The following is a 19,779-nucleotide window of genomic DNA, read 5'->3' on the forward strand; positions in this document are numbered from 1 at the left end:
GAAACAACACGCTAACGGGCGTGAAACCACCGACCGCCCGGTCTCCGCCACTGCCCCCGTACCGCGAAGACCCGGCGCGAACACGGTGGCCCGCGCTTCACCCCGTGCGCGGGCCACCGTGCCCCACCCCCCTGCCGACCCGGTTCCCACCCGGGTCGGCGGTCACTTCCTTCACCTCCTCCATCTCCTCCACCTCCTCCAAGGACTCCCATGCACTCGACCCAGGTCACCGTCGGCTCCCGGAGCGGCCTGCACGCCCGCCCGGCGTCCCTGCTCGTCCAGGCCGCCGCCCGCCAGGCGGCCAAGGTCACCGTCGGCCGCCCGGGCCAGCCGCCGGTCGACGCCCGCAGCCTGCTGTCCGTCCTCGCCCTGGCCGCCGGCTGCGGCGAGACCCTGGAGCTCGTCGCGGCCGGCGACGGCGCCCAGGACGCGCTCAAGGAGCTCGCCGACCTGCTCGCCTCCGACCTCGACGCGGCGGCATGAGCGAGCACGGCGAACGAGTGATGAAGAGGCGCGCACGGGCGACGGCCCTCGCCGAGCACGGCGAGGCGGGCACATGAGCGATCCGATCCGCGGGATCGGCGTCGGCACCGGCAGCGCGGCGGGCCCGGTCGCCCGGATGGCACCCGCACCCCCGCTGCCCCCGCCGAGGGCCGTCGCCGACCCGGCGGCCGAGGCCGCCGCCGTCCGCGCCGCCCTCGGTGCGGTCGCCACCGACCTCGACGAGCGCGCCGCCCGCACGAGCGGCACCGGCTCCGAGGTGCTCACCGCGCAGGCCATGATGGCCGCCGACCCGGCCCTGGCCGACCGCGCGGCCACGCTCGCCGAGCAGGGCACCGACGGCGCCCACGCGCTCGCCGACGCCTTCGACGGCTTCCGTGCCGCGCTGGTCGCCGCCGGCGGGTACTTCGCGGAACGCGCCGCCGACCTGGACGACCTGCGCGACCGCGCGGTGGCCCGCCTCCTGGGCCTGCCCGTGCCCGGCCTGCCCGACCCCGGGCACCCGTACGTCCTGGTCGCAGACGACCTGGCCCCCGCCGACACCGCCCTGCTCGACCCCGAACGGGTCCTGGCCCTCGTCACCGTCCGCGGCGGACCGACCAGCCACACGGCCATCCTCGCCAAGGCGCTCGGCGTGCCCGCCGTGGTCGGCTGCGCCGACGCCGTGGACCTGGAGGACGGTCGAAGGGTCCTGGTGCACGGCGCGGACGGCCTGATCGAGCTGGACCCGAGTCCGGAGGCGGTCGGGCTGGCCGCCGAGCGCGAGCGCCGTCGCCGCGACCTGCTGGCCGGGTTCCGAGGACCGGGCCGGACCGCGGACGGCCACCCGGTCGCGCTGCTGGTCAACCTCGGTGCGCCGCACGAGCTGGCCGGCGCGGCCGCCGCCGACGCCGAGGGCGTGGGTCTGTTCCGCACCGAGTTCCTCTTCCTGGACCGCGCCGAGGCCCCGACCCGTGCCGAGCAGGCCGCCGCCTACCGGCAGGTCTTCGCGGCCTTCGCCGGCCGCCGGGTCGTCGTCCGCACGCTGGACGCGGGCGCGGACAAGCCGCTGCCCTTCGCCACCGCCGCCGACGAGGAGAACCCCGCCCTCGGCGTCCGCGGCCTGCGGACGGCCGCCCGCGATCCGCAGCTCCTGGAGACCCAGCTCGCCGCGATCGCCGAGGCCGCCGAGGACGGCGCCGCACAGGTCTGGGTCATGGCCCCGATGGTGTCCGTCCCGCGCGAGGCCGCCGAGTTCGCCGCCCGGGTCCGCGCGCACGGCCTGCCGCTGGCCGGAGCGATGATCGAGGTCCCGGCAGCCGCGCTGCGGACCGACCGGCTGGCCGAGGTCTGCGACTTCTTCAGCGTGGGCACCAATGACCTGGCCCAGTACACCTTCGCGGCCGACCGGACACTCGGCAGCCTCGCCGAGCTGCTGGACCCGTGGCAGCCGGCGCTGCTCGCGCTGGTCGCCACCGCCGCCCGATCGGCGGCCGAGCGCGGCCGTCCGATCGGCGTCTGCGGCGAGGCCGCCGCCGACCCGGCCCTCGCCCTGGTCCTGGTCGGCCTCGGGATCACCAGCCTGTCCGCCGCACCGGCCTCGCTCCCCGGGGTACGGGCGGCGCTGGCCGCCCACACGCTCGCGGAGTGCCGTGAACTCGCGGAGCTGGCCCTGCTCGCCGACGACGCCGCGACCGCGCGCAGCTCGGTCCGGTCGTCCATGAGGTGACGCCGGCCCCGACTCCCCGTCCGACAGGGCGGCAATTGCGAATACCCGGACTATCGGATTCCGATCAGAAAAGGGTGAGGAATTCGTGATGGGCCATGCCGAATACCACCCCGGCCGCGCCCCGTTCTCACTCATCCGGCAATACTGATTCACGCATTGTTCACCGGCCTATCGGAACTGACTCCCTTTCACGCTCGTCATCCTCGACAGGAGTTCAATAAAAAGCCAAAGCCACGGAAGGAATCAGTAATGTCTCTGGCCGGGAGGGTCGTCGGCGCCGTCGCCGTGGCCCTCCTTGCGGTGCTGGGCGTACTGATGCTCTCCCAGTCCACGGCCGCGCTCCTCCGGGAGGACGGCTGCCCACGGGTGGTCGCGCAGGCGAAACTCGCCGAGGACGCGCTGGCCCCCAAGAACCTGCCCGGCCTCTGCTGGACCCGGCCCCGGAACGTCGAAGTCCCGGAGCCCCGACCCGAGTTGACCTCCGTCCTCGCCGAAGAAGCGCCCTCCCCCGGGTCCGCGTCGCCGGCCGGTGGCCCCGACGCGCCGTACTGGGCCCGCAGACAGCCCAGAGCGGCGGTCCTCCAGGTGTTCCGCTGCTGATCGGCGCCGACCGCGCCCGCACGCTCACCGGTGGCACGGACACCCACACGTCCACGCCACCGCGCGTCACGGCGGTTCGCGACGGTCCACGGCAGTGCTGCCCCTGCCATCACCGTCGCGCTGCAACCTGCCTCCGTACCGAGCGGGCACGGTCCCGAAGTCTCCATCCCCACAAGACTTCCGAAGGGCCCGAGGCACCGACATGCAAGCATTCATCGACCACGCCCGCACCTTCCACCGCCGCGCCGCACAGACCGCCGACGACTTCGAGCGGCTCGCGGCCGGCCAGCACCCGCAGGCCCTGTTCATCACCTGCTCCGACTCCCGCATCATCCCCTCCGCCGTCACCGGCGCCCGCCCCGGCGACCTCTTCGAGATGCGGACCGCCGGCAACATCGTCCCGCCGTACCGGCCGCGCGTGCCGTCGGCCGAGGCCGCGACCATCGAGTACGCGGTCGAGGTCCTGGGCGTCGCGGACATCGTGGTGTGCGGCCACTCCCACTGCGGCGCCGTGGGCGCCGTCGTGCGCGGCGACGACCTCACCGACGTGCCCGCGGTGCGGGACTGGCTCGCCGAGGGCGCCGAACTGACGCCCGGCCAGGAGCCCAACCAGGACCTCGCCGGCCCCGTGCAGCGCCACGTCCTGGACCAGCTGGCGAGGCTGCGCACCCATCCGAGCGTCGCACGCCGCGTCGACGCGGGCCGCCTCGCGCTGCACGGCTGGTTCTACGAGGTGCACACCGGCGCGGTCCTCACCCACCGCCCCGGCGCCGACGCCTTCCTGCCGCTGTGACGCCGCGGCCCACCACCGACGAACCTCCACGGATGAGGGCTCCCATGCGCTTTCCCACTCTCAAGTACGACGTCACCGCTTCGCTCGTCGTGTTCCTCGTCGCCCTGCCGCTGTGCGTGGGCGTCGCCGTCGCCTCGGGCGTGCCCGCCGAACTCGGCCTGATCACCGGCATCGTCGGCGGCCTGGTCACCGGCATGCTGCCCGGCAGCAGTCTCCAGGTCAGCGGCCCGGCGGCCGGGTTGACCGTCCTGGTCGCCGAGACCGTGCAGCGGTTCGGACTGCCCGCACTCGGCGTCGTCGTCGCCGCGAGCGGCCTGCTCCAGCTGCTGCTCGGCGCATTGCGCTGGGGCCGGTGGTTCCGCGCGATCTCCGTCGCCGTGGTCGAGGGCATGCTGGCCGGCATCGGCCTGGTCATCATCGCCGGCCAGCTCTACGCGATGGCCGACAGGCCCGCCCCCGCGAGCGGCGTCGACAAGCTCCTCGGCCTGCCCGGCCTCCTGTCCCAGCTCGTCTCCTCACCCGCCGCCCGCCAGTCCTTCGCGATCGGCGCCGGCACCATCGCCGTGATCGTCCTGTGGCAACGGCTGCCGGCCAGGGTACGGGTCGTCCCGGGCGCGCTCGTGGCCGTCCTGCTCGCCACCGGCGCCGCCTGGCTGCTCGACGGCCCGGTGAAGAAGGTCGAGGTCAAGGGCCTCCTGGACGCCATCCAGCCGCCCGACGCCGGCGTGCTCGGCCAGTTCACCCCCGCCCTGATCATCACGATCGTGGCCTTCACGCTCGTCGCCTCCGCCGAGAGCCTCTTCAGCGCGGCCGCCGTCGACCGGATCCACGACGGACCGCGCACCGACTACGACAAGGAGCTCATGGCCCAGGGAGCGGGCAACGCGCTCTGCGGCGCCCTCGGCGCCCTGCCGATGACCGCGGTCATCGTCCGCAGCGCGACCAACGTCCAGGCCGGCGCCCGGACCAAGGCGTCCCGCGTGCTGCACGGCGTGTGGCTGCTGCTCTTCGCCGCGCTGCTCCCGGCGGCCCTCGCCGTCATCCCCGTCGCGGCCCTCGCCGGAGTGCTCGTCCACGCCGGGTTCAAGCTGCTGCCGTTCAAGCAGCTCGGACCGCTGTGGCGCGAGCACCGCCCGGAAGCACTCGTCCTCGCCACCACCGCCGTCGCCATCGTCACGGTCAACATGTTCGAAGGCGTGCTGATCGGCCTGGGCCTGTCGATCCTCAAGAGCGCCTGGGAGACGTCCCGCCTGCACGTGGAGACGGACGAGCGGCCCGACGGCGTCGTCCGGGTCCGCCTGACCGGCAACGCCACCTTCCTCCGGCTGCCCAAGCTCCTGGACGCCCTGGAGGCACTGCCCGCCGACCGCGTCGTCGAACTGGACCTCACCGGACTCCGGCACCTCGACCACGCCTGCCAGAGCGCCCTGACCACCTGGGCCGAGCGCCACAACGCCCACGCCCCCGAAGCCGTCCGGCTGATCCCCGCCCTGGCCGGCCCGACCTGATCCGGCCCCGCAGGACACGCTGCCGCACCGGGGCTCCGGTGCGGCAGCACGATCAGGTCGGCCGGGTGTGTCACTCGCGTGACCATTCGGCCTCGGCCTGCGGCCCGCCGTCGGCATCGGCCCCTTCCCAGAGGCGGATCCTGATCGCCCGGGGGCCCGGCGCGGGCCGGGAGAGGGTGCGCACGAACACGTCCCGCAGGTGGTTGGCCGCCCGCTGCGGCGGCCCGTCGTACTCCAGCGGATCCTGCATGGGAGCGCCGTCCTGCCGGGACCAGCGGCCGCCGTCGTCCTGCGTCTCCAGAACCCATCGGTAGTGCCCCATCCTGGCCTCCCGTGCCGACGTTCCGCCCCCGGACACGACGCTATGGGCGGGGTGGATCAACCGCGACCGGGGGACGCCGCCCGCACCGCGTCCCGGCCAACCGGTCGCGCCGCCGACGCGGACGTCAGTACTCGGCGCCGCTTCGCAGGTAGCTGCCCACGACCTGGAGCCACGCCCCGGGGCCGAAGCAGACCTCGATCCGGTACGGCGTGTCCTCGAAGACCCGCAGGACGCGCAGCGCACCGCTCGGATGCAGGTCGTACTCGAAGGTGACGCCGTCCGCGCCGTCCTCGTACTGCATGTCCAGCGGCCCCTTCGACGGCTCCGCCGGCGCCCGGGTGTCGGCCGAGAGCTTCACGTAGACGGACATCTCTCCGTCCCGCCTTTCCTGTCTGCCCGAGGATCGCGGCCCAAGCGGGCGTCCCTCAGGACTCCTCACCCGGCGGCTCGGAGCCGATGCCGCCGGCGACGAGGATCTGCCGCGCCGAGTCGGTTCCGCCGGCCGCGACCGCGCGTGCCATCGCGGCCAGGGCCGTCTCCCGGCTCGCCTGCGGGGGGACGACGAGCAGGCTGAAGTGATCGCGGTCGCCCCGCGTGACGATCACCGTGTCGTCACCGACCGGGTACCGGTCGATGTGCACCGACCGGCCGTCGACGACCAGCCGGGCCGGCACATCGTCCCAGGCGTCGACGTCCAGCCCGACGCTCGCCACCGGACCGAGGTGTTCGGTCAACGCCCTGACCAGACCCGGAAGTTCGGCGCCGACGTCCCGTGAACGCGGCCACCACGCACCGTCGAGCACACCCTCGCGCGACTGTGTGGTCTCCAGGCGCAACACGACCGTCCCCGGCTTCGCGGCCTGCCGGAACCCGTCCGGCAGGAGTCCCGGGAGCACAGCACCGGTTTCGTCAGACATGGCTCGCCACCTGTCCGTGAACGCGCGCCAACCCCACCGAACGAGGGCCGACCACTGGGGAGCGACGGGCCGGGCCGCCCCGATATCCCCACGGTACTCCGCCCGCACCGGGCCGGTCCGGCCGGCCAGGAGGGCCGCTCATGCGGGAGGAGGCCCCGAAATGGCTCGCTCCGCCGGTATCGATCCGGGCACCACGAACTCCGTCGTCTGTGTCATGAAGGGCGGCGCGACCCGCCCCGGATCACGGCAGAGGTCCAGGAGGTCGATCCTTGACGCAGCCGGCATGCCTGTTTCCCCCCTCCACCGCCCGGGTTCCCGCGGGACCGCTGACAGCACGAGTGCTCCCCACAGGACAGCAGAGCACGACACGGCCGGGCAACGGCGCCAGGGACGATTCGGCCACCTCGATACTCAATGCCGGTCCGCGGAGCCGCCCCGCAGCCCGGGGCTCCCCTCGGCCCCAGGACGTCCGCTCACGCCGGATCGGTGAACACCGCCAGCGCGGCGTCGCGGACGTCCGGCCGCGGGTGGCGGCGCAGGCCGTGCAGCACCTCCCGCCAGGCCGCGGGCCAGCCGAGCTGCGCCCCCACCGTCGCCAGTGCGACGGCGAACAGGCCGGGAGCGAGTCCGTCCTCGGCGGCCAGCCGGCGGGCGGCCGCCAGGGCGTGCTCGGGAGCCTCGGGTCGTCCGTAGCAGCGTCGGCGCACCGCCTCGGCGGTGGTCACGGCGAGCGCCGGGCGGTCGGCGACGAGCGCGGCCAGTTCGGCGAGGTGCTCGCCCGTGTCGGGGGCGTCCAGGTCGAGCGCCGTGACCAGTTGGGCGGTGGCCTCGGGCAGGAGCGCGGGTTCGGTCAGCAGGAGTGCGGCGACCTCGCGCAGGGTGGCCCGGAAGGTTTCCGCGGGGGCGTCGTTGCTCCAGAGCGAGCCGGTGAGCTTGGCGATCCGCTGCCGGGCCGGCTGGTCGCGGCCGGGGAGGGCCGGGTCCCCGGCGTGCACGGACTCCATCAGCGCGCTCAGCGCGTCCGCCAGGACGCTGCCCGGCGCGCAGCCGCCGAGCGGGTGCGGGGCGTCCGACAGTGCCATCCCGGTCAGCGCCCGGGCTGCCCCCTTCCAGCGGTCCCGCTCGGCGAGGTCGGTCACGAGAGGGACGAGTACCCGCACGGCCTCCGGCGCGTACCGTCCCCAGGAGACGAGGTGTCCTTGCGCGGGTACGGCGGTGAAGAGGCCGTCGCCAGTAGCCAACCGGGCCATCAGGCGCGCGAATTCGGGGCGCTGCCCGGCGGGTACCTCGTGCGGGCGCAGGTGCTGGACGAGCATCGTGTGCAGATCCGGCGGTCCGTCGGCCGCGTCATCGAGCACGTCCCACAACGGCAGGTCGGCGATCCGTTCGCCGATCGTCGCCAGGACGGCGGCACGGACGTCCGGGTGCTGCTCGGGCGCGGCGTACGCCTCGCGCAGCAGGGCGGCCGCGTCGGACAGGACCAGGTGTGCGGCGGCGAGCCGGACGGCCTGCTTGCGGCTGGTCACCTTCGTCCCCGGGTCGAGCGCGATGCGGCGCAGCCCCGGGAGGAGTCCGGCGCTCGGCGCGAACCGGGCGGCGCGGCCCGCCGCGTACAGGGCGACCCGGGCCCGGTCGTCCGCGGCGTGGGAGAGCAACTCGGGCAGCGCACCGGCTGGACGTTCCGTCCAGGGCAGCGCGGCGAGCGCGGCCTCGGCCAGGACGGTCTCGGCGGAGTCCGCGTACCGGTGCAGCAGGGCTTCGCCGTGGACGGGGATCCGGGCGGCGGCGCGCAGGGCGGCGGCGCGATCGTCCAGGGTCCGCACGGGGTCGTCGACCGTACGGGTGAGCTGTTCGACGGCCGCGTGCTGGTGGGCGGGGAGCCAGCGGCCGGCGTCGGCGAGGTCCCCCTCGGTCAGGGGAGTGGCGAGCAGGAGGTCGAGCAGATCGGTGCGGACCCTGGCGAGTGCGGCCCTGACCGGGGCCAGGGTGATGGCCGACGGCCTCAGTGCGAGCAGCCGGGCCACGAGTTCGGGGCCGGCGGCGGGGTTGCGCAGCAGCTGTGCGACGGCCCTTTCGACGGCGGTGTCGCCGCCCGCGTGCAGGACGCGTTCCAGCAGCTCGCCGAGCGCGGGGACTCGTCGTGACCGGGCGCCGAGCGTCTCGGCCAGCGTGAGCAGCAGTGCGGCGTCCCGGGTCCGTGCCGAGCGTTCCAGGGCTTCCCGCAGTTCGTCGACCGCCGCCCCTTCGCGCCGTGGAGGGAGGGTCAGGCCGCTGCCGCCGGCCCGTTCGACGGTGCGGACGGCCCAGGCGACCAGCTCGCGGGCCGGCCCGCCCGCGTGCTCGCCGAGGACGGCCCCCGCGAGCCGCACGAGGGCGGCGCGGGTGACCGCCGAGCAGTCGCGCGCCGTCAAGGCGTCGTCGGTGAGCCGCTCCAGAGGCCCGGCGGTGGCGTCGTCGAAGAGCCGCGACGGGACGGCCGCGACCGCGTCCAGCGCCTCACGGCGGACCAGGTCCTGCTCGTTGCGCAGCCGTAGGAGCAGTTCGAGCGCCTCGAACAACGCGCCCGGCTCCCCGGAGAGTTCCGCCTGGCGGACCAGCTGCGCCCAGGCCCAGCCGCGGTCCAAGACATCGGCCGTGCGGGTCTCGGCCAGCAGCGCCGCCCGCGCCTCGGCGACCGGCAGCAGGACGAGCCGGCCGACGTCCTGGCTGTCCGCGGCCAGTCGGGCCCGCGCCCGCGCGTGCCGCTCCTTCGCGGGCAGCACGGCGAGGACGTCGACGGAGTCCCAGGCGCGGCTCGGGCCCGGCAGCGCCGCCACCTCGTCGTAGAAGGCAGCCCGTCGGGCCGGGGGCATCAGCCGCAGCAACGTCAGGTGGTCCCTGCCGTCTCGGTGCGCGAGCGCGGCGAGGCCGTTCGGCCGGGCGGCGGCCAGTCGGCGGGCCAAGTCCGCCCGCAGCGGCGGGTCGTAGCGCTGACGGCCGATCGCGAGTAGAAGGCGGACGGTCCGTTCGGCGGCGGCGGTGGAGACGGCGGCGAGGTCGGCGAGCCGGTCCCGCAGTGGATGGGGGAGGGTGTGCACGGGGTGGCGCTCCAGCAGCTCCAGCACCCGGGCCGGTTCGCGGGTGGCGGCAGCCGCCAGGCCGAGGGCGTTCCGCTCCCAGAAGCCTTGCCTCAGCCCGTACGGCAAGTCGGCGAGTTGACGCCCGGCCTCGTCCAGCACGGCGACCGGGTGGCGGCGGCCGAGCGAGGTGGAGAGGGTGATCGCATGCGCCAGCAGCGGCAGTTCGGCGGCAACGACCTCGGCCGAGCAGACCGGCAGGAGCCGCGCCGCCTCGGCCACGCCCCAGCGCCTGCGCACGACCGGCACCAGCCGGTCGGCCACCGCCGTACGCCCGGCCCGCAGGATGGCGCGGGCCACCTCCGCACGGACCGCCTTCGAGGCGGTGAGCATCGCGAACTCGAGGTCGTCGCCCGGGACGGGCAGTTCCCCGACCGCCCGGAGCGCGTAGCGGCGTACCACCGGGTCGGGGTCGTCGATCCGGTCGATCAGATGGCGCGCCTGCCGTCCGGCGAGGGCGGCCAACGCGGCGAGTCGACGTTCGTACGGACCACGGCCGTCCAACTCGGCGAGCAGGACCAGCAGTTCGGAGGAGGCGAGGGAGGCGGCGGTGCGGGCCACCTCGCGCAGCCGGAGCGGGTGAGGCAACGGTTCGACGGCGGCGAGCAGCCGGTCGGCAGTCAGCTGAGGCATCGCCGACGATTGTGCCCGGCGGACGCCGCGCGGGCACCCGGTTTTCCGCGGCGGCGCGCGCCCGGCCACGGCACCGCGGGCCGGAGGCGGCGGGAGCGGCCGCCGGCACGCATCACCCGGCTCCCGTCCTCACGAACCGTCGCCCCCGAGCATCAGGTCCGTCCCGCCCAGGAAGGTCAGCCCGGCCGCGTCGCTCAACTCGTCGGGAAGACGGGCCAGGGCGAGCTGCAACGCCTGCACCGAGTCGACGCCGAAGATCGCCGTCACGCGGTCGGCGACGCCGGGGTGTCCGGTGATCCGGTACGGGCAGTACCAGTCCGGCCCCTCCGGGTCGCGGCACGGCGCCCCGACTGCCACCAGCACGGGCGCCTGCGTCCCGTCCGGAGCGGTGAAGACCAGCTCACGACGGGCAATGACCTGCCCAAGCTCATACTCGGCACTCATCGCAGCAGTACAACACACACCCGCCGCCCCGGACCGTTCTCCGCGCACCGCCCGCCCCACGGGCCCGTCCGGGGCGGGCAGCGCGGCCCAGGGCTCCAGGGCTCCGAGTCATGCGGAGACCGAAGCAGCGGGTGGCCCGTTCAGCGGTTCACCGCCCGCATCCCGTCCTCGTCGTAGCGTTCGCCCGCCACCTCGGGCAACTCGGCGTCGATGCGGGCGAGGTCCCCGTCGGTCAGCTGGACGTCGACCGCGCCCGCGTTCTGCTCCAGATAGGTGCGGCGCTTGGTGCCCGGGATCGGCACGAGGTGCTCGCCGCGGGCCAGTACCCATGCGATCGCCAGCTGGGCCGGGGTGATGCCCTTCTCCGCGGCGATCTCCTTCACCTTGTCCGCGAGCCGGAGGTTGGCCGCCAGATTGGCCTCCGTGAAGCGCGGGTTGGTGCGGCGGAAGTCGCCCTGGTCCAGCTCGTCCGGGGAGCTGAAGCGGCCCGCGAGGAAGCCGCGGCCCAGCGGGGAGTACGGCACGAAGCCGATTCCCAGTTCCCGGCAGGTGGGGAGCACCTCGGCTTCCACGTCCCGCGTCCAGAGCGAGTACTCGCTCTGGACGGCGGTGACCGGGTGGACGGCGTGGGCGCGGCGGATGGTCTCCGCGCTCGCCTCGCTCAGCCCGATGTGCCGCACCTTGCCCTCGGCGACCAGTTCGCCGAGCGCGCCGACGGTCTCCTCGATGGGCACGGTCGGGTCGACCCGGTGCTGGTAGTACAGGTCGATCCGGTCGGTGCCGAGCCGTTCGAGCGAACCGTGGACGGAGCCGCGGACGTGCTCGGCCGAGCCGTCCTGGCGGCCCACCGTCGACATGTCGCCCGGAACCGCTTTGTCCATCCGGTAGTTGAACTTCGTGGCGATCACGTACTCGTCACGGTGCCCCCGGACGGCCTCGCCGACCAGGGACTCGTTGGTGAGCGGTCCGTAGACCTGCGCCGTGTCGAGGAAGGTGATGCCGAGCTCCAGGGCGCGCCGGATGGTCGCGACGCCCTCGTCCTGGTCGGCCGTGCCGTAGAAGGCGGACATCCCCATGCAGCCGAGGCCGATGGCCGACACCTGGAGGTCCCGCAGACTGCGCTGTTGCATGTGACGTGCCAGCCCTTCGTCTCGTCCGTCCCGTGGCCCGACGCGCTTCCGAACGCCCCGGTCCTGGCGACCGGCCGGGCCCCGTGTCCTCGGAGAGGACCCTACGGCGCCGAGGCCGTCCGGAGGCGGACCGGCACGGCGGGGTGCGGGCCAGACGGCGGGGTGCGGGCCAGACGGCGGCGCTGCCCGTCGGCCGGTGGCAGGCAGCAAGCCCGGCACGGATGTCGCTTCGTCTCCGACGCGACCGCGTTCTCCACGACCGCCGTACCGCTCGGCGTTCCCGCCGGCATCGCCGCGCGCCCCTCCCCCTGTTTTTCACCCTGGCCGCCGAACCTCCCCCGGCGGAACCCGCCGGGGGTCGGGAGTCGGCAAACGGTTCACCGCCAGGCCCCACGCCCGGGCGGCGAACCGTTTCCTCACAGATCACGCTAGGTACGGTCGAATGTCCGTCCGCCCGCCCTGGCGCATCCTTGACGCGGACGGCAGCCGTCTTGACGCGGCCTTGGCGCCACCGGTCAGGGCTGGTGGCGGTACCCGATGACCTAACCGGGGCTTGCCGCGACGGCCCGGCGGAGGCCGAAGACGAAGGTCGTGCCGCCGCCGGGGGTGCTCTCGACGGTCAGCTCGCCGCCCATCGCCTCGGTGAAGCCCTTCGCCACGGTCAGTCCGAGGCCGACGCCGGCGACCCGCCCGCCGGCGCCGCGGCGGCTGCGGTGGAACGGCTCGAAGAGGTGCTCGCGTTGCCGGTCGCCGATGCCGGGGCCGTGGTCGACCACCCGCACGTCCACCCGGTCCGCCACGGCGCCCGCGTCCACCCGTACCGGGGCGCCGGACGGTGACCAGGTCTGGGCGTTGGCCAGGACGTTCGCCAGCGCCCGCTCCAGCAGGCCGGCGTCGGCCTCCACCGGCGGCAGGCCCTCCGGGAGGTCGAGGACCACCGGGGCACCCGCGAGCGGGAGGCTGCCGACCGCGACGACCAGGACGTCCGCCACGTCGGTCGGCCAGAGGGTCACCGGCACCCGACCGGCCTGCAGGCGGCTCAGGTCGAGCAGGTTGGCGACCATGCGGTTCAACCGGTCCGCCTCGGCGTCGATGATCGCCGAGAAGCGGCGGACGTCCTCCGGCGGCCAGTCGACGTCGTCGGAGCACAGGCTCGACGCCGACGCCTTGATCCCCGCCAGCGGCTCACGCAGGTCGTGGGCCACGGCCTCCAGCAGGGTGGTGTGCAGGGCGTCGGTGCGGGCGATCGCCTGTGCCGACGCCGCTTGCGCGGTCACCCGCTGCAGCTCCCGGAGCAGGCGCAGCTGGGTCACGAAGGGGCCGAGCAGGCGGGTGTTCTCCTCGCTCAGGGTCGGGCCGGCCAGCACCAGGACGGTGTCCGGGTCCAGCTCGGCCGCGAACGCCGCGTCCTGCGGCCGGGCCGGCAGCGGCCCGCCGGCGGCCGCGTCCGGGCGCCAGCCCGTGCCGTCGCGTGCCAGGATGCCCGCCGCGAACAGGCCGAACGCCAGCCGCAGCCCCTCCAGCAGCTCGGGCAGCGCGCGTTCCCCGTCCTGCACCGACTCCCCCGCCAACCGGGCGAGCGCCTGCGCCTCCGCGCGGGCGCGGGTCGCCTGCTGGGAGCGGCGGGCCAGCCCGTCGATCAGGTGGCTGATGATCCCGGCGACCACCAGGAACACCGCCAGGACCCCGGCATCCGCCGCCCGCTCGACCACCAGGCTGTGCCAGGGCGTCGTGAAGAACCAGTCCGCCGCCAGCGCCGAGACCACGGTGGTGGCCGCGGCCGGTGCGAGCCCTCCCAGACGGGCGACCCCGGCCACCACCAGCAGCAGGCACAGCAGCGCACCGGACGGGCCGAGCGAGACCCGGAGCGGCGACAGCGCGCTCGCCACCGCCACCGCACCGAGCGGTCCGAGCAGCCACCCGAACCGGCGCCGCCGGGCGGTGACGAAGGCAGGCCGGCGTGGCCGCGGCCCGCGCGGCAGCGCCAGCAGATCCGGCCCGGGCGGCGGCAGCACCCGGACGTCGATCGGCCCGGCCAGCCGGATCACCCGGTTGATCACCGAACCGCTGACCAGCTCCCGCAGCCGCGAGCGGCTGGTCGGCCCGAGCAGGATCTGGGTGGCGCTCTCCGTCCGGGCGAAGTCGACCAGGGCTCCCGCCACGTCGTCGCCGGTGATCTCGACATAGGTGCCGTGCAGCTCGCGCAGCAGCACCCGTTGGCCCGCCAGGGCGGGCGGCTCCCGCTGGAGGGTCCCGTCGTCCGCGCGCACGTGCACGCCGATCAGGACACCGTGCACCCGGGTGGCCGTCCGCGCGCCCCGCCGGATCAGGTGCTCGCCCTGCGGCGCACCGTTGAGCGCCACCACGATGCGCTCCTTGGTCTCCCACGGCGCCCGGATGCCGTGCCGGGCCCGGTAGTCGGCGAGCTCCTCCTCCACCCGGTCGGCCAGCCAGAGCAGCGCCAGCTCGCGCAGCGCGCCGAGGTTCCCGGCCCGGAAGTAGTTGTCCAGCGCCACGTCGACCTGGTCGGCCGCGTAGACGTCGCCCTGCGCCATCCGGGTGCGCAGTGCCTCGGGGCTCAGGTCCACCAGCTCGATCCGGTCGGCGGCCCGGACGACCTCGTCCGGGATCTTCTCCCGCTGGACGATGCCGGTGATCTGCTCGACCACGTCGTTCAGGCTCTCCAGGTGCTGGATGTTCAGCGTCGTCGCCACGTCGATCCCGGCGTCCAGGAGATCCTGCACGTCCTGCCAGCGCTTGGGATTGCGGCTGCCCGGGACGTTCGTGTGCGCCAGCTCGTCCACCAGCGCGAGCGCGGGCCGGCGGGCGAGCAGGGCGTCGAGGTCGAGCTCGGTCAGCTCGATCCCCCGGTACGGCACGCGGCGGCGCGGGACCACCGGCAGGTCGGCCAGTTGCTCCTCCGTCCCCCGGCGGCCGTAGGTCTCGACGAGGCCGACCACCACGTCCAGCCCGCCGTCGCGCAGCCGGCGGCCCTCGGCGAGCATGGCGTAGGTCTTCCCGACCCCCGGCGCCGCTCCCAGGTACACCCGCAGCTTCCCGGTCACCGCCGAACCCACCGCCGCCGAACCCACCGCCGAACTCACCGCCTCACCAGCCGAGTACCTCCGCAGCTTCATGGTCCCCCGGTGCGGGCTCAGCGCGCGGCCGCAGCGGCGGACGGACGAACGGGTGGGGCGGGCGTAGAAGACGGCCCGGGCCTTTGAAGGTGGGCTTCCGGTCCTCCCCTGCTGTGTCCGAGCCGGAACCCACCGGTCTCGCCGCCTGGCACAATCGTGCGATCACGAAGGCGCGGTCATGAACGCCCGGCGGGCCGGGAAGGACTGACGCCGGGGCGGCAGCACGGGGGCACGGGCTGCAGGGAGAGGGGAGGGCTCCGTGGCGTTCACCGCGGTGCACGGAGATCGGGGCCGACTGGACGCGACGCGGGACGACCTCGGCTGCGGGTGGGCGTGGACCGCGGTCCACCGCGCGAGACCGCGCGTGCCGCTCGCGTGCCCGGAGTGCGGACACGGCCTCCACGCGAAGGTCTCGCCGACCGGGCTGCGGTTCTTCGCCCACGACCGCGGAGCACCCACCTGCGCGCTGGCACAGGAGAGCATGGAGCACCACCTCGTGAAGCTGCAGCTCGCACACGCCGCACGGGCCACCGGCTGGTACGCCGACCTCGAAATCCGCGCCCCGGACGGCACGTGGCGGGCGGACGTCATGGCCTCCTCCCCCGACGGCGCCCACCGCATGGCGTGGGAGGCGCAGCTCTCCCCGATCACCCGCGGCGAGGTCCGCGAGCGCACCGACCGGTACGCCGCCGACGGCATCGATGCCTGCTGGGTGACGCTGTCCGCCCGAACGTGGGTCGGCGCCGTCCCGTCCATCGTCGTCTCGACGCCCCGGCCCGGCGCCGCCGACCTGTGGACCGCGGGCACCGGACTGAGCCGGTTCACCGTCACCCCGTGCCGGAAGAAGTGCCGATGCCCACACGGCCACGGCGAATGGAAGACCGTCACCGCCCCGCTGGACGACTTCGTCGCCTGGGTCCTCGGCCGCCGCGTCATCCCCCACCGGGTGCCCGCCGGCGAGGACGACCACCGGGTGCTGTGGACCGCGCCGCGCTACGTCGAGCAGGCGGCCGCGCACGCCGACGCCGACCAGCGCCACCGGACCAAGCGCAAGGAACGAGACCAGCAGCGCCGGCGCGAACGGCACGCCGGCCAGGTGGTGGGGAAGGACTGGCGGACCGCCATGCCACTCGGACGCAGATGGCGGCTGGAAGCCGCAGCCGCCCGATGGACGGAGGAGGACAGCGGACGACCCGCCCGGCTCGCCCACGAACAGATCACCGACGACCGCTGGGCGGGCGGCCTGCCCATCCACGTCTCCGGCCACCCCTACGCCGTGCTGCTCCCCTCGGCCGGCCACGCCGACTGGAGCGCGCTCGCCGGCCTGGTCATCCTCACCGTCGGCGACGCGGAGCGCCGGCGGACCGTCGAACACGCACCCGCCCTCACCCGCGTCGTCGACCTGGCGGCCTGGCACTGACGTCGGAGGGCGCCGGGCGGGTGGTCGGTGCGAGGTCAGTCCGGCGCGCCGGGCAGCAGCACCAGGCTCTCGACGTCGTGCGGGTCGGTGCGCGCCGCCAGGACGACGACCTCCTGGGTCCGACTGCGGTTGACCGGCTGGTGGGGCACGCTGGGCGGGATGTAGACGAAGTCGCCCGGACCCGCGACGGTGACCTCCGCCAGCCGCTCGCCGTGCCGGACTTCGATCTCCCCGCTGACGACGTAGATCGCGGTCTCGTGGTCCGCGTGGAGGTGCGCCCGCTCCGTCGTCAGCGGCGGAATCACCAGGCGGCTCAGGCAGAGCCCGCGCGAGCCCACGCGTTCCCGGGTGATGCCGCGTTCCGCACGGCCCCCCTGCGGGGCCGTCACCGCCGCCGGGGTCGGCAGGACCACGAGTGCATCGCTGGTCCGCTGCTCGACGGGTGACGCGGGCAGGGAATCGATGGTTGTCATGAACCCTCCAGCATTTGTTCCGAAGCCGCGACGCTACGAGGCCGTCGAGGCCGCCGAGCGGAGATCACCCACCGGTGACCGGATCGCGATCACGGCTGACCGATCTCGGCGCCTTGACAGCCTGCGAGGCCGCCGGTCGGCGAAATCCCCTTGCACCCCCCGGTCAGCGGGTGAGTACGTGGCCGTCGTGGGGGCGGTGGTCGCGGGAGCGCCGCAAGTCGGTGGTGACGTAGGTCCGTTGCAGCCAGCGGTCCGCTCCGTCGTAGCGAGGCCGGAAGGCGGTGCGGCCGTGGACGGTGACGCGGTTGTCGATGACGACCAGGTCGCCGGGTGTCAGGCGCAGGGTGCGGGCGCTCGCCTCGCAGGCGCGCCCGAATTCGGCCAGCGCCGCGGCGGCCCGAGGGGTGAGCGGGGTGGTGACGAGTTGGGCCATGCGGATGTCGGGGTCCTCGGCGGCTCCGGACAGCACCGGTCGGGGTTCGGCATCGGGCGCGCCCCCGGCGGTGTCGGGGCCGAAGGAGGGTGGTGGCGTGGTGATGAACTCCGGTGCGAACAGGGCCTGGCGGCCGGCCGGGGTGAGCAGCGGCAGCGCCTCGCGGAGGCCGGCGACGCGCATGCCGGCGATCCGGTCGTGGTCGGCGCGCAGGCACCTGAAGACCACGTAGTCGGGCGGGTGGGGGTGGAAGCCGTTCTCGGTGTGGAAGGACAGCGGCACCGAACCGGCGTTTCCGTGGAAGGTCTCCTGTCCGGGCACGGGCACGACGTCCTGCACGAGGGCGCCGGACTTCTCGGCCAGGTAGGCGAGCGGCTCGCCGAGCCCGCAGGCCACCATGGTGAGCACCGCGGCCGGCACGGTCGCCCGGCGCTGGACCGAGCCGGGTACGGCCGGCGTCGTCGGCAGGGCCGCCTGGTCGACCGGCAGGCCGCCGATCACCAAGGCGCCCTGCGGGCCGGAGTGCCTTCGGAACCGGCGCACCGCGCGGCGCAGTGGTAGCGGGAGGTCCTCCCAGGCGTCCCGGGCCCGTTCCAGCCACTCGGGGCTGTCGACCTGGTCGTTCCCGCTGATGCACAAGGTGCGGGCCAGCCGCTCGCACGTACCGGCATCGGCCGGATCCAGCTCCCAGTCGGCCGCCGCAGCGGGTTGGACGGTGCCGGGCGTCGTCTCGGGCATCAGGGTCTCCTGCCGGGGGTGTGGGAGGCGGACGCGCGGACTCAGGAGTGGCGCAGGTCGGCCACGGCGTCGGCGATGTAGTGGTCACCGAACCGGATCAGGGGGGCGTACTGGGCCGCGCGGCGATGGCGCATGAGCCGTAGTTCGGCGACGGCGTTGTCGGGGCCTTCGGGCCGCTGAGCGATGGAGCGCCGCAGATGGACCATCGAGTACGCGAGGGTGACGTGCCGTTCGGCGTCGACGATGTCCGCCTCCAGGAGGGCGCCCCGCGCCTCGGCCAGCTCGGGGGCACGGGCCGCGAGCTGCTCGTAGGAGTCGGGCACCAGCGCGAGCAGGTCCTTCATCGCCGCCCGGAACAGCTTGTAGCCGCGGTGCTGGCGCCCGCTCAACGGGACGTCCGTCGACGGAGGCGCCATGGTCCGGCGTATCGCCGCCATGTAGTAGTCGGCCGGGATCGTACTCGCGTGGTTCATGGCCGCCGGAAAGCCGCGCACGTACACCGTCGCATCCGCGAGGCGCAGCAGCGCGCCATCGCCGTCGCCGTCCCGCAGTTGCCGGGCGGCATCGGCCACGGCGACCGCGGCGCAGACGTTGAACAGGACGTGGACCTGGTGCCCGATGAGCCACCGGGCACTCCACGCGCTCTCCAACGACGGCCCCGCACCGGGCTCGGGAGCGGCGATCGGCGGGACGGATTCGGGGTCGTCGCCCGGTGCTGCGCCGGTGAGGTCGAGCACCGACTGCCGCATGCCCGCGAGCTCCAGCGCCAGGTCGGCTCCCGACAGCGGGGCGTCGCACAGGTCTTCCAGGCCGCGGTGGACGACCAGGGTGCCGTGCAGGGCGGCCTGCTGATCCGACAGCTCGACCTCGCGGACCCGGAAGTACGACTGACTGGTCGACTCCGCCGGGAGGTCCTCTCCGGCCGGCGCCGGGCCCAGGGCCAACAGCGCGGCCACCAACTCACCTGCAGCCGCGGTGGCCTGCCGTAGCGCGAGGGCCCGCTCGACAGGCCGGCCGTGGGTCGCCACCCCGGCCAGCACGCGCGCGGTCCGCCCCGCCTCGGCGTCAACTCGCGGGCCCAGTACCGGGACTGGCCGTCCGGCTCGGGGTTCGCGGAAGACGGCGACAGCGGGATGCCCGGCGACCGGTGATAAGCCCATGGTTGAAGTACTTTGCCAGGAACACGCCACCCGAAACCCCGACCGGCAGAGCGCGGCCGGCGGCATCCGGCGCGCCTGCGGCTCATCCGAGGCGGCCCCTGACCGCCCTGCCGCCGGAGTCGTCGGTTCCATGAACCCCGCCCTACGAGTCAGGTCTCGTGCCACCAAACGGTCAACCGCCGGCGCCACCAGGGGAGGCTCGGCGACCGATGGTGAGTCAACCATGAGGACGCGTACGGATCCGGCAGGGTACGACGCTCGAACTCCGCGTCGAGCCTGGCCACGATCCGGCTCAGTTCACGGCGTGCGGCCGACGGCAGTGCATCGAGCATGGCTTGCAGATCGTCCCGGCTCCCGAACACGTCGTGGCACTCGCAATCCTCCAGCACCACGTAGAGCCATCGGCCAGGCCGGCGCAGGAATTGCTCGTACCGGCCGAGCGCATCGCTCAGGAAGCCGGGCCGGAACCTTTGGGCCTCAAGGCGCTTGACCGCGCCCTGGGCGCCTCGTCGCAAGCCTCGAACCTGACTGAACTCTCGGGACCGGGCCCGGATCCACCGCGTCTGGGCGCGCACGGCGCCGGGCGACTTACGCGGCATCGCCCCTTCGGATCGACGTCATGGCCGCCACCCTGCCACGCCACGGGCAGACCGGCCACCGAATTTCCTCCGGAACGGATGCCCTACCGGAGCTCGATCACGGCAACGAGCCACGGATCCACGGGCTTTCGTGCCCGGCCGCGCACC

At 74.4% G+C, this 19,779-nt stretch carries 17 protein-coding genes; 6 read left to right on the forward strand and 11 right to left on the reverse strand.

The genetic code is table 11. The features are described 5' to 3' along the window. Positions 1 to 210: 210 nt before the first annotated feature. From ACFVSN_RS07295 to ACFVSN_RS07315, 5 genes are all read left to right on the forward strand, one after another. Positions 211 to 483: an HPr family phosphocarrier protein gene (locus ACFVSN_RS07295; protein ID WP_387593420.1), complete on the forward strand. Its 273-nt coding sequence runs from the start codon at positions 211 to 213 to the stop codon at positions 481 to 483. Between the two features lie 73 nt (positions 484 to 556). Then, a complete protein-coding gene (gene ptsP / locus ACFVSN_RS07300; RefSeq protein WP_387953867.1) occupies positions 557 to 2,209 on the forward strand; it encodes a phosphoenolpyruvate--protein phosphotransferase in 1,653 nt (550 codons plus the stop codon). 249 nt (positions 2,210 to 2,458) lie between these two features. Further along, positions 2,459 to 2,809, forward strand: coding sequence for a hypothetical protein (locus ACFVSN_RS07305; RefSeq protein ID WP_387953869.1), 351 nt, complete (start codon positions 2,459 to 2,461; stop codon positions 2,807 to 2,809). A 202-nt stretch (positions 2,810 to 3,011) separates the two neighbouring features. Continuing rightward, positions 3,012 to 3,602, forward strand: coding sequence for a carbonic anhydrase (locus tag ACFVSN_RS07310; protein ID WP_387953870.1), 591 nt, complete (start codon positions 3,012 to 3,014; stop codon positions 3,600 to 3,602). Positions 3,603 to 3,646: 44 nt separating this feature from the next. Continuing rightward, positions 3,647 to 5,110 (forward strand): SulP family inorganic anion transporter, encoded by a 1,464-nt coding sequence (locus ACFVSN_RS07315; protein ID WP_387953872.1) that lies wholly within the window; start codon positions 3,647 to 3,649, stop codon positions 5,108 to 5,110. A gap of 70 nt (positions 5,111 to 5,180) precedes the next feature. Here the strand turns inward: ACFVSN_RS07315 and ACFVSN_RS07320 are convergent, their stop codons facing one another. The 7 genes from ACFVSN_RS07320 to ACFVSN_RS07350 form a co-directional block, all read right to left on the reverse strand. Then, positions 5,181 to 5,432, reverse strand: a complete 252-nt coding sequence (locus ACFVSN_RS07320; RefSeq protein WP_387593431.1) for a hypothetical protein — start codon at positions 5,430 to 5,432, stop codon at positions 5,181 to 5,183. A gap of 124 nt (positions 5,433 to 5,556) precedes the next feature. Beyond that, a complete protein-coding gene (locus tag ACFVSN_RS07325) occupies positions 5,557 to 5,802 on the reverse strand; it encodes a hypothetical protein (RefSeq protein WP_387953874.1) in 246 nt (81 codons plus the stop codon). Between the two features lie 55 nt (positions 5,803 to 5,857). After that, positions 5,858 to 6,349 carry a DUF5994 family protein gene (locus tag ACFVSN_RS07330; protein WP_387593434.1) on the reverse strand — a complete coding sequence of 164 codons (492 nt, stop codon included), beginning with the start codon at positions 6,347 to 6,349 and terminating at the stop codon, positions 5,858 to 5,860. 473 nt (positions 6,350 to 6,822) lie between these two features. After that, a complete protein-coding gene (locus tag ACFVSN_RS07335; RefSeq protein ID WP_387953876.1) occupies positions 6,823 to 10,098 on the reverse strand; it encodes a hypothetical protein in 3,276 nt (1,091 codons plus the stop codon). 129 nt (positions 10,099 to 10,227) lie between these two features. Further along, a complete protein-coding gene (locus tag ACFVSN_RS07340; protein ID WP_387593438.1) occupies positions 10,228 to 10,542 on the reverse strand; it encodes a DUF6968 family protein in 315 nt (104 codons plus the stop codon). A 140-nt stretch (positions 10,543 to 10,682) separates the two neighbouring features. Continuing rightward, positions 10,683 to 11,672, reverse strand: coding sequence for an aldo/keto reductase (locus tag ACFVSN_RS07345; RefSeq protein WP_387953878.1), 990 nt, complete (start codon positions 11,670 to 11,672; stop codon positions 10,683 to 10,685). Positions 11,673 to 12,214: 542 nt separating this feature from the next. Beyond that, positions 12,215 to 14,809, reverse strand: coding sequence for an ATP-binding protein (locus tag ACFVSN_RS07350; RefSeq protein ID WP_387953879.1), 2,595 nt, complete (start codon positions 14,807 to 14,809; stop codon positions 12,215 to 12,217). Positions 14,810 to 15,068: 259 nt separating this feature from the next. Here ACFVSN_RS07350 and ACFVSN_RS07355 point away from each other — a divergent pair, with 259 nt between their 5' ends. Next, entirely contained in the window at positions 15,069 to 16,229 is a 1,161-nt protein-coding gene (locus ACFVSN_RS07355) for a competence protein CoiA family protein (protein ID WP_387953881.1), read from the forward strand. Between the two features lie 35 nt (positions 16,230 to 16,264). Here ACFVSN_RS07355 and ACFVSN_RS07360 read toward each other — a convergent pair whose 3' ends face one another. The 4 genes from ACFVSN_RS07360 to ACFVSN_RS07375 all read right to left on the reverse strand — a co-directional run bounded on the left by ACFVSN_RS07360 (position 16,265) and on the right by ACFVSN_RS07375 (position 19,548). Next, a complete protein-coding gene (locus ACFVSN_RS07360; protein WP_387953882.1) occupies positions 16,265 to 16,702 on the reverse strand; it encodes a cupin domain-containing protein in 438 nt (145 codons plus the stop codon). A gap of 163 nt (positions 16,703 to 16,865) precedes the next feature. Continuing rightward, entirely contained in the window at positions 16,866 to 17,873 is a 1,008-nt protein-coding gene (locus ACFVSN_RS07365; protein ID WP_387953883.1) for a TauD/TfdA family dioxygenase, read from the reverse strand. Positions 17,874 to 17,914: 41 nt separating this feature from the next. Next, entirely contained in the window at positions 17,915 to 18,829 is a 915-nt protein-coding gene (locus ACFVSN_RS07370) for a hypothetical protein (RefSeq protein ID WP_387953885.1), read from the reverse strand. Positions 18,830 to 19,182: 353 nt separating this feature from the next. After that, positions 19,183 to 19,548, reverse strand: coding sequence for a hypothetical protein (locus tag ACFVSN_RS07375; RefSeq protein WP_387593448.1), 366 nt, complete (start codon positions 19,546 to 19,548; stop codon positions 19,183 to 19,185). Between the last annotated feature and the right edge of the window lie 231 nt (positions 19,549 to 19,779).

This window comes from Kitasatospora sp. NPDC057904 (assembly GCF_042887925.1).
Classification (GTDB): domain Bacteria; phylum Actinomycetota; class Actinomycetes; order Streptomycetales; family Streptomycetaceae; genus Kitasatospora.